Genomic DNA, 3,458 nt, shown 5'->3' on the forward strand with positions numbered 1-3,458 from the left:
GTTCTGGGTAAGGGGAAAATAATGTTCAAATATTTTTGAGGAAATATTAATGTATCGAACCTTAACCCCAAGACAGTTAAAGAGCGGAACACTGCTATGCGCTCTTACATTTTCTTCATCTGTACTGGCAGATGTCTATCACTACGATAAATTAAATCGTCTTATTCAAGTCACTTACTCTTCAGGTGATTCTCTCTATTACACCTATGATGCTGCGGGCAATTTGCTTTCTGTTCGTTCAAATATTGAAATAACAACTTATAGTTTTGTAGGCAGCATACAACATGGTGATACTCATCGTGCATTGTCTGGTGTTGTAGTTAACTTAGGTTCTTTATCAACCACTACAAATAATGATGGTTATTTCGCATTCTCTGGCGTTGTAGCAGGGGAATATCAACTTGTGGCTAATTTAGACGGTTATCAATTTGATGCTCGAACTATTAATGTGAATAGAAATACAGAGGACAATGTCATCATTGGTACGCCTGATGTTGCACCAAGATACGCTTTTGTAGGCGAAATAAGAATAAAGCAAACTTATAGTCATCAAACATTGTCTGGTATTGTAGTCAACTTAGGTTCTTTATCAACCATTACAAACGATTATGGCTACTTCAAATTCTATGATGTTGCAGCAGGGAAATATCAACTTGTTGCTAGTTTAGACGGTTATCAATTTAAGGCTCGAACTGTTAATGTGAATAGAAATACAGAGGACAATGTCATTTATGGTACGCCTGATGTTGCACCAAGATACAGTGTTCAAGGCAGAATAGAGCAAACTTATAGTCATCAAGTATTGTCTGGCGTTGTAGTCAACTTAGGTTCTTTATCAACAACTACGGATGAAAACGGTCACTTTACATTCTCTGATGTTGCAGCAGGAGAATACCCGCTTGTCGCTGCGTTAGATGGTTATTCTTTTGAAGCTCAAACCGTCGATGTAAGCCAAGATATAGAGATTAACTTTGTTGGTATTGGTCAAGACACTGCTTGTGTGCTTTATGCAGTTCATGATGAAGGTCGAAAAGATAGTCAATTCTTTGTTGTTTCAAATGATTTCAAATCCACATTACTCGGTAATTTACATCTAAGCAAAGATATTGAAGCGTTGGATATTGATCCAATAACTGACCGAATTTATGCCGCTGCGGGTGATGATGGTGATAAAGCTGGTTGGCTATACACAGTTAATGCGCATGATGGTGGTTTAAATCTGATTGGTAGTACAGGTTTTAATGAAATCAATGGTTTGTCATTTACTTCTGATGGTCAATTATGGGGTTGGGCAGATAGTGCAGGTCTAATTCAAATTGATACAGCAACAGGCGAAGGTAGTTTGATTGTCTCGTATACAGGAGATATTGAGGACATGACTTGGAATAACAGTGATGATGTTTTATATCTGGTACAAAACAGTACCTTTTATGCCTATTCAGCTTTGGCTCAAACCATTGAACCTATTGGTTGTGAATTACCAGCAGGTGAAATTGAAGCGATTGAAATGTTGCCAAATGGTAATTTGTTATTTGCGATTCATGATGATGATGCAATGTCTATTTATTCTTTAGATTTAGATAATTGTGAAGTGTTGTCAGCTTATGCTGAAACCAAAGTACAGGATGTCATTTTAAATGATGTTGAAGGCATTGCTTGGCCAACCAGTGTGTGCCAATAAGGGGTTTTCAAGAATGAATAAGAGATACAATATTCAATCAATTATGCTGCTGCTTCTATATTTTATGGGAGCATCGGCAAGTTTTGCTGCTACTTACTCTGATGTTTCTATGGATCAAGAGCTTTACTATCGGACAGAGGCTGGGGCTTGGGCTTCAGTTAAAGTAAACGATGTTGCTATTGGTGAAACGGTTCAAATACGCCTTAAATGGTATAAACCAAATGGAGCGATTGCTATAGAGGATTATCCACATACCTACAAACGGACAGTGAGTTATCTTCCTGATCATACTACTTTTGAAGAAGGCATAGCTATTCGTGATCGTAACGCTGGAATATTACTAGGCGAATGGCGTGTTGAAGCCGAAGCATATATAGATGATGATTGGGAAAGTATTGGAGAAAAAGTATTTCTTATTCGCCACATCCAAAATGAAGAGCTTCAATCCTATAAAGCTGTTGTCAGTGAAGACGTGATGGATTCAGAAAAGAACTCTCTAAAAAGTGCTTATCAAAACGAAACTCCTTTTATTAATAAACCTCCTTTCTCCTACATAGCAGAGAATAAAAATGAATATTTGTTAAGTTCAACAAAATTTTTGATATTTTCAGGGATATTTAACTATTACTACGAACCCGTTAGCGTTCAAGCTAGTCTTTATTATCATTATTCTCAAGATACGATTATACCGCTATTAAGTGCACCTATTAGTATCTCATCAGAAGATATTATATTTCAAGAAGGTCAACAAATTTTTACTGGTGTAAACTTTAGGCATGACTTTAATCAAGTTTTAGATTTACCTGGTGATTGGCGTTTAGAAGTAAAAGCTAATACTTCTGAGGGTGAATTTGTCGAAGAAGTAAAGTTTAAAGTCGTTGATGATATTCCACCTACGATAGAAATCATGTTTCCTCAAGGTGATTTAACCACGGAAGCTGATGGTATCCAGTTAAGTTATAAAGCAGTTGATAATAATTATTTTGGGTTTAAAGAAATCGTATTCGATCTGGTTAATTCAGAAGGGCAAAATTCTATATCACTAGATGCAAACCATTTAACACTACAAAATGATTTAGAAAAGATGCAAGTTTATATAGAACAGGCAACCATTATGCCTTTGGAACTTGGTTCAAATACCATTTCAATTAAGGCTGTTGATGAGGCTGGTAATGAAAGCGAAATACAATCAATTATTGTAACTAAAGTTAAACCTCCAAAAGATGATGAGAATGGTGATGATGATGACAATAATGATGATGGTGACGAAGAAGATGATGAATTAGATGATAAAGGTGCTGGACAAGGCGGTGGTGGATGTGGCAAGCCTAGTGTTGCTGACCCCATTGATGTTGCTATAGGTGCTCAATTTTTACGTGAGAGTTTATTACAGGTTAATGGTACTTTGCCGCTTAACTTTACAGTAGATTACAATTCTTTATTAATGAAACAAGGTCAATTTGGACATAGCTGGGGCGATACACATTACGGTGCTCACTTAGAAGTCGAACAAGATCAAGCTATTGTGCATTGGACAAGCACTCGTTATAACTATTTCAATGCGGTAGGTAATGGTAAGTATCAATCGGATCATTTCTCTTGTAATTTTGATATTTTAGAGCAAGAAGGTGATGGCTGGAAACTCACTCGTAAAAAAGGTCAAGTCTATCGTTTCAATGCTCAAGGTCAATTGATTCAACGTGGTAATAAGCAAGGTCAGTTTGTTGATTTAATTTATAACGATCAAGATCAATTGGTTAAAGTCACTGAGCCTTCA

At 36.5% G+C, this 3,458-nt stretch carries 2 protein-coding genes; both read left to right on the plus strand.

The genetic code is table 11. The annotated features are described in order from the left end of the window. The first annotated feature begins 49 nt into the window (after nt 1–49). Nucleotides 50–1,681: a carboxypeptidase regulatory-like domain-containing protein gene (locus ABXH34_RS18265; protein WP_353573321.1), complete on the plus strand. Its 1,632-nt coding sequence runs from the start codon at nt 50–52 to the stop codon at nt 1,679–1,681. Continuing rightward, on the plus strand, nt 1,638–3,458 hold a 1,821-nt coding region (locus ABXH34_RS18270), incomplete at its 3' end, for a DUF6531 domain-containing protein (protein ID WP_353573322.1). The genes ABXH34_RS18265 and ABXH34_RS18270, both read left to right, overlap by 44 nt.

Origin of the sequence: Candidatus Albibeggiatoa sp. nov. BB20, from assembly GCA_016744725.1 — a bacterium.
Taxonomy (GTDB): Bacteria; Pseudomonadota; Gammaproteobacteria; order Beggiatoales; family Beggiatoaceae; genus Albibeggiatoa.

Bases quoted from the DNA above. Each gene is read 5' to 3' on its own strand.
- ABXH34_RS18265 (WP_353573321.1), top strand. From the start codon at position 50: ATGTATCGAACCTTAACCCCAAGACAGTTAAAGAGCGGAACACTGCTA.